Source organism: Ferroglobus sp. (assembly GCF_015521575.1).
Lineage (GTDB): Archaea > Halobacteriota > Archaeoglobi > Archaeoglobales > Archaeoglobaceae > Ferroglobus.
Genome location: NZ_WANY01000107.1, coordinates 1 through 5,704, shown reverse-complemented (window position 1 = coordinate 5,704; position 5,704 = coordinate 1). Strand labels below are relative to the sequence as shown.

At 44.0% G+C, this 5,704-nt stretch carries 6 protein-coding genes and 1 pseudogene; 3 read left to right on the top strand and 4 right to left on the bottom strand.

Translation table 11 applies throughout. The annotated features are described in order from the left end of the window. Positions 1 to 316 (bottom strand): hypothetical protein (locus F7C14_RS04510; RefSeq protein WP_290900274.1); only part of this gene is annotated, 316 nt, incomplete at its 3' end. 240 nt (positions 317 to 556) lie between these two features. Continuing rightward, positions 557 to 784, bottom strand: a complete 228-nt coding sequence (locus F7C14_RS04505; protein ID WP_290900272.1) for a hypothetical protein — start codon at positions 782 to 784, stop codon at positions 557 to 559. A gap of 183 nt (positions 785 to 967) precedes the next feature. On the opposite strand from F7C14_RS04505, the gene F7C14_RS04500 reads away from it, so the two are divergent. The 3 genes from F7C14_RS04500 to F7C14_RS04490 are packed head-to-tail and all read left to right on the top strand — an operon-like array spanning position 968 to position 4,538. Continuing rightward, positions 968 to 2,632, top strand: a complete 1,665-nt coding sequence (locus tag F7C14_RS04500) for an acetolactate synthase large subunit (protein ID WP_290900270.1) — start codon at positions 968 to 970, stop codon at positions 2,630 to 2,632. Positions 2,633 to 2,634: 2 nt separating this feature from the next. Next, the gene (ilvN, locus tag F7C14_RS04495; RefSeq protein ID WP_290900267.1) at positions 2,635 to 3,120 is read left to right on the top strand and encodes an acetolactate synthase small subunit; all 486 of its coding nucleotides are present in this window, start codon (positions 2,635 to 2,637) and stop codon (positions 3,118 to 3,120) included. Further along, positions 3,117 to 4,538, top strand: coding sequence for a radical SAM protein (locus F7C14_RS04490; RefSeq protein WP_290900264.1), 1,422 nt, complete (start codon positions 3,117 to 3,119; stop codon positions 4,536 to 4,538). The genes ilvN and F7C14_RS04490 overlap by 4 nt, the downstream gene beginning before the upstream one ends. Here F7C14_RS04490 and F7C14_RS04485 read toward each other — a convergent pair. Then, the gene (locus F7C14_RS04485) at positions 4,518 to 5,219 is read right to left on the bottom strand and encodes an ATP/GTP-binding protein (RefSeq protein ID WP_290900261.1); all 702 of its coding nucleotides are present in this window, start codon (positions 5,217 to 5,219) and stop codon (positions 4,518 to 4,520) included. The genes F7C14_RS04490 and F7C14_RS04485 overlap by 21 nt on opposite strands. 17 nt (positions 5,220 to 5,236) lie before the next feature. Then, positions 5,237 to 5,704: pseudogene (locus F7C14_RS04480) on the bottom strand (helix-hairpin-helix domain-containing protein); the annotation flags it as partial.

Sequence of the window (5,704 nt, the reverse complement as noted above, 5' to 3'; positions counted from 1 at the left end):
TCTTTATGTCTTCCTTTATGAATATCAGCTTTCCACCGTACTTTGCCGCGAATTTCTCAATCGATGGTGGCATCTCCTTGAAGTAGACTATAACAACCTCTCTGAACTTAGGCGTAAACATGGGATCAGGTTTGTATTCCTTAGGCTTGATCTCGTCAATCCCTGGCTTCTTCGGCTCCGGGGGATTCTTGTCTGGCGGATTATTGACGATAACGTCTGGCTTTTCTGGAATTTTATCGAAGTTTGCCATTGCAACAGTTGCCATGCTAAGTATTAATAATGCTACCACTCCGAGATAGAGAAGCAAACGCCTCACGCCGCCACCTCCTTTTTATCTATTGAATTTGAAATTTAAATTTATTTAAAAACTCTGATTGTTTCAATCCAGATTGAAGTAATCGAAAGGTTTATCTAAGCTGTTTCAAAAAATGGGGATTGATTGGCAGAATTTAAGAGGAAGACGACAATTTAAGGAAGAAACGAATATTTATCGGATCAGACAATGCTATGATACGCTCTTATTATCTAACCAGAATTTTGAAGAAGAAGGGTTTATTCAAGAGAGAGCTTTAGCGATAATTTTGTACTTTTCTGGCTTATCTTTCAGAGATGCGAGCAGGCTTTTAAAAGCTACGGGATTCAAAACCTCTTGCGAAGCAGTTGAAAGAAGAGGAGGAGTGTAGTGATAAAGGTATAGAGGAGTGTTGTCGAGAGGAGAATTGAAGTACGAGATAAGAACGAGAGGAAAGAAAAATGCTGTAGAATCCCGGATTCTTTCGTTCATAGCACTGTGCAATTTGAAGAGGTGTTTAACATGTGATGAAATTTAAGTTGTCATCTTCCCGCTTTCTAAACCAAAAACTATTTAAATACCCCTCTCGAAGGAAAAGGCAATGCAAACAAAGTTGAGTTTGCCATCTATTGTAGTAGTATGCTGATTTTTCTCAGGTAGTTGTGGGTGGTTTTTATGAGGGCTGCCGACGCTATTGTCAAAGCCTTGGAGAAGGAAGGTGTGAAGCACATTTTCGGAATACCCGGAGGAGCGATAATCGAAGTGTACGATGCTCTTTTCGATTCGGAGATCATGCACGTGCTCACGAGGCATGAGCAGGCTGCGGTGCATGCAGCTGACGGCTATGCGAGAGCTACTGGAAGAGTTGGTGTTGCATTCGCCACCTCCGGACCGGGAGCAACCAACACTGTGACTGGCATAGCGACAGCCTACATGGATTCGTCACCAGTCATAGTCATGACCGGACAAGTGCCAAGGAGCTTGATCGGCAACGACGCTTTTCAGGAGGCAGACATAACCGGAATAACCATGCCAATCACGAAGCACAACTACCTCGTTACCGACGAAAAAGAACTTCTCAGAATAATTAAGGAGGCTTTTCACATAGCAAAAACAGGAAGGCCAGGACCGGTTTTAATAGATCTTCCGAAGGATGTTACAATAGCGGATATAGAGTTCGACTACCCGGAGAAAGTTGAGCTTCCCGGATACAAGCCGAAATATGCTGGACATCCGAGGCAGATAAAGAGAGCTGCTGAACTGATAATGAAGGCTGAGCGACCGATAATTTTAGCCGGAGGTGGAGTGATTCATTCCAACGCTTCCGAAGAGTTGGTCAAGCTTGCCGAAACAATTCCGGCTTTCGTCGTCACGAGTTTGATGGGGAAGGGTGCAATTCCCGAAACTCATCCTCTGAGTTTGGGATTTATAGGAATGCATGGAGCTAAGTATGCTAACTACGCAATTCAGGAGTCAGATCTGATAATTGCTGTGGGAGTGAGATTCTCCGACAGAACCACAGGAAAAGTTAGCAGCTTCGCTCCTAATGCCAAGATAATCCACATAGACATTGATCCGGCTGAGATCGGAAAGAACGTTAGGGTCGATGTTCCTATAGTTGGAGACGCAAAGCTCGTTTTGAGGGAACTAATAAAGCACATTCAGTACAAAAGAAGGAAGGAGTGGGAAGACAAAGTGAACGAGTGGAGGAGAAAGTACCCGCTGAGATATAAGAGAGACGGAAAGCTCAAGCCCCAGTATGTGATAGAAAAACTTTACGAATTGGCTCCTGATGCGATAGTCACGACTGAAGTCGGACAAAACCAGATGTGGGCTGCTCAGTACTTTAAAGTTAAGTATCCGAGGCAGTTCATAACTTCCGGCGGACTTGGGACGATGGGATTCGGTTTTCCGGCTGCAATAGGGGTTAAAACCGCTTTTCCGGACAAAACCGTCGTCGATATTGCCGGAGACGGAAGCTTTCTTATGAACATTCAGGAGCTCGCCACCTGCGTCGATTACGGAATCGACGTGAAGGTATTCATACTGAACAACGCGTTCCTCGGAATGGTGAGACAGTGGCAGCAGCTGTTCTACGATGAGAGGTATTCGCAGACGTGTCTGCTCTGCAAGGAGATGAGCTTCGAAAAGATAGCTGAAGGATTTGGGGCTGTGGGAATAACAGTTGAAAGAGAAAGCGAGGTTGAAGACGCTATCAAAGAAGCTTTGAGCATCGACGCCCCGGTTGTTGTCGACTTCAGAGTTGACAGGCTCGAAAACGTTTATCCGATGGTTCCCGCTGGAGCGGCTTTAAACGAGATCATTGACGAGGAGGTGTAGCCATGAGGCACACTCTTGCTGCTTTAGTTGAAAACAAGCCGGGAGTTCTGGCTAAGGTTGCGGGATTGTTCAGGAGGAGAGGTTTTAACATAGAAAGCCTGGCTGTGGGAATTACTGAGAAGCCTCAGATTTCAAGGATGACGATAGTCGTTGACGGTGATGATAAGACGATAGAGCAGGTTACGAAGCAGTTAAACAAGCTGATAGAGGTTTTGAAGGTAAGCGATGTTACAAAGAATGCCGTTGAAAGGGAGCTCGCTTTAATTAAGGTTAACGCTACTCCCCAAACAAGGGGAGAGATAATTGAGATAGCGAACATCTTCAGAGGTAGAATAGTTGATGTAGCAAGGGACAGCTTTATAATAGAAATTACCGGGGATGAAGAGAAGATAAACGCTTTCATTGATTTAATGAGGCAGTACGGGATAAAAGAAGTAGCAAGGACCGGAAAAATAGCGATGCAAAGGGGAAGCAAAGCTCTCGAATGACAGAATTCAACCCATTTTTAAAGAGCTGGAAGAAAGGCTTAAAGAGGGTTGCGATAGTCTATCCGAACAGATACGTCGGCGGAATTTCGAGTTTAGCCGTTCAAAGGCTATATTACGAAATAAATTCCTCCGAAAATTTTATTGCAGAGAGATTTTTCACAGACGTTTTCGAGGGATTAAGGAGTGTGGAAAGTGGAAGCGAACTGAAAAGCTTCGACGTAGCTTTGTTTACACTGCAGTATGAGGAGGATTACTTCAACGCCATTCAGATAATAAAGAGAAGCAAATTCTCCGGTGTGAAAATAGCCGGAGGGCCGTGCGTTACGGAAAATCCAAAGCCTATAGCGAAGTTCTTCGATGGTCTCTTTGTAGGAGAGGCTGACAACCTTGTTTTGGATATCATCGAGGGAAAGCTCGAATTGTACCCGAGAAACCGGAAAAGGTTCCTCTGGAGAGAGCTTCCAGAGCATCAGAAAATGCAAGTTATCGGTGAAGGAGCCTACGGCAGAGCTCTGCACATAGAAATAGGAAGAGGTTGCCCGAGAGCTTGCAGGTTTTGCATAGTGAGACAGCTTTACTCTCCGGCAAGATGGAGGAAGGTAGAGGAGATTTTGGAAGTTGCTGAAGAGAACAGAAAAATCGCAGACAAAGTCGCTCTAATAGCCCCCTCTCCTTCGGATCATCCAAAATTTGATGAGATAATTGCGGAGCTTTATTCATTGGGTTATCAGATATCCCCCTCCTCTCTTAGAGCCGACAGAATAAGCGAGGAAACTCTCAGAATGCTTGTAAAAAGCGGACTGAGAAGTTTAACCTTCGCTCCAGAAACGAGCGAAAGGCTTAGGGAAATCATAAAGAAAGATATTAGCGATGAAGACATAATCTCCGCCGCAAAATTGGCGAAAGATGCTGGAATTGAAAAGGTGAAGCTCTACTTCATGATAGGTTTGCCGGGGGAAAAGCTCGAAGATCTTGAAGAGATCGTTTCCCTCGTAGAGAGAGTAAGAAGCATGAATTTGAAAGTGTCTGTTTCAGTCAATCCTCTCGTTCCAAAGCCCCACACTCCATTTCAGTGGCTTCCCTACGGAGGAGAAATAGGGAGAGATGTCAAGGAAAACATAAAATCTCTTGAGGAGAAAGCGAGGTTCCTTGAGAAAATGAGAAGGTTTGCAGAAGTTAACATAGAGGGTGTAAGAAAATTTGCAATTCAAACGGTGTTATCAAGAGGAGACGAAAAAGTTTCGAAGTTCATAGAGCTTAAACCTAACTTTAACTTGATTTTCAAGCTCAAGCTTGATAAATTCTTAGAAGCTTTCGAAGTTGATGAAGAGTTGCCTTGGGACGATTTGGAAGTAGGTTACAAGAAGGAGAGACTTAAGAGGGAGTACGAAAGAGTTTTAGCTGAGATCTCCGCATGAGCAAAAAATTTCGTGTAAAACCCCAAAAACCTCGTCAAATCCTCTCCTGTCCTTGCTCGAAATTCTGACGATCCTCTGAGGAAGGGTGGTCACATCCACAAACCTCAAAAAGTTCTCAAGTACTTCAGCAACCATTCCTTCGCTTTCGGAAATTCTTCTCTTAACGTCCATCAAACTTAAGGCTTTGCAAAGATCGGATTTCGTGAAAATCGTGACGAAGGGAATCGAAAACCTCAGCGTGACAACAACAGCCTGAGCAACACAAGCAGCGAATTTCTCATGGCTCGTTGCCAGACACGAATCTATCAAAAATAATCCGATCGTAAAGCCTTTTAATTTTTCCACAAGCCTCTCTCCAAAGTCCGTGTACAGAAAAAGCTCCATCTGTCCGGGAGTGTCATATATCACGTATTCTCCTTCAACTACCAATTCGTCTAAAATTTCCAACGACATCTCCATCGATTTAATCAGCGCCCCATTAATCCCGAGCTTGAATTTTCTCATAACCTCTTCAGTTTTAACAAAATCCCTCAAATTTCCGTCAGCTTCGTAGATAGGATCGGTAGCTGGATCGAGGTTGACGACTTTAACATCGTACTCGCTTTCTTTTAAATAGGCGGAAAATTCTTTAGCAAACGTCGATTTTCCGCTTCCAGCAGGACCTACGAGAATAACATTCATACTCCAGCTTATTGAGCTTAGCTCAAAATCTTTTCGACAATTCTGCTGCCTATGAGTCTCTCAGCTATCTTCCTCTTCTGAACCAAATCTTCAAGGTTCTTAATTCCAGCGTTGTAGAGTTTTCTCGCCCTCTTCCTACCAACGTTTTTTAGCTTTACGAGCTCGAGCAGCTCCTCCTTAACTCCGTACTTCAACCTCATCTCAAGCTTTAAAGCCTTAGATGCCAAAGTATGAGACATATGCTCGGCTATTCTCCTCAAAGAGTGCATTAGCCACTCAGCAGTCTCAACGATCCTCCTCAAATCCCCCGGAGCTATTCCGTACTTTTCGCAAATCAAATCCTCGTCTCTCTCGTTTATCCAGTCGTAAAGGCATAAAGCAGTTTTAAACTCCTTCAGAAAGAAATCATAATCTGCCGAGTAAACTGAAGGGTAGTAAGTCAGTTCTTCTCTTAAATTCTCAAGCTCGTTCTCTATCCAGCTGTC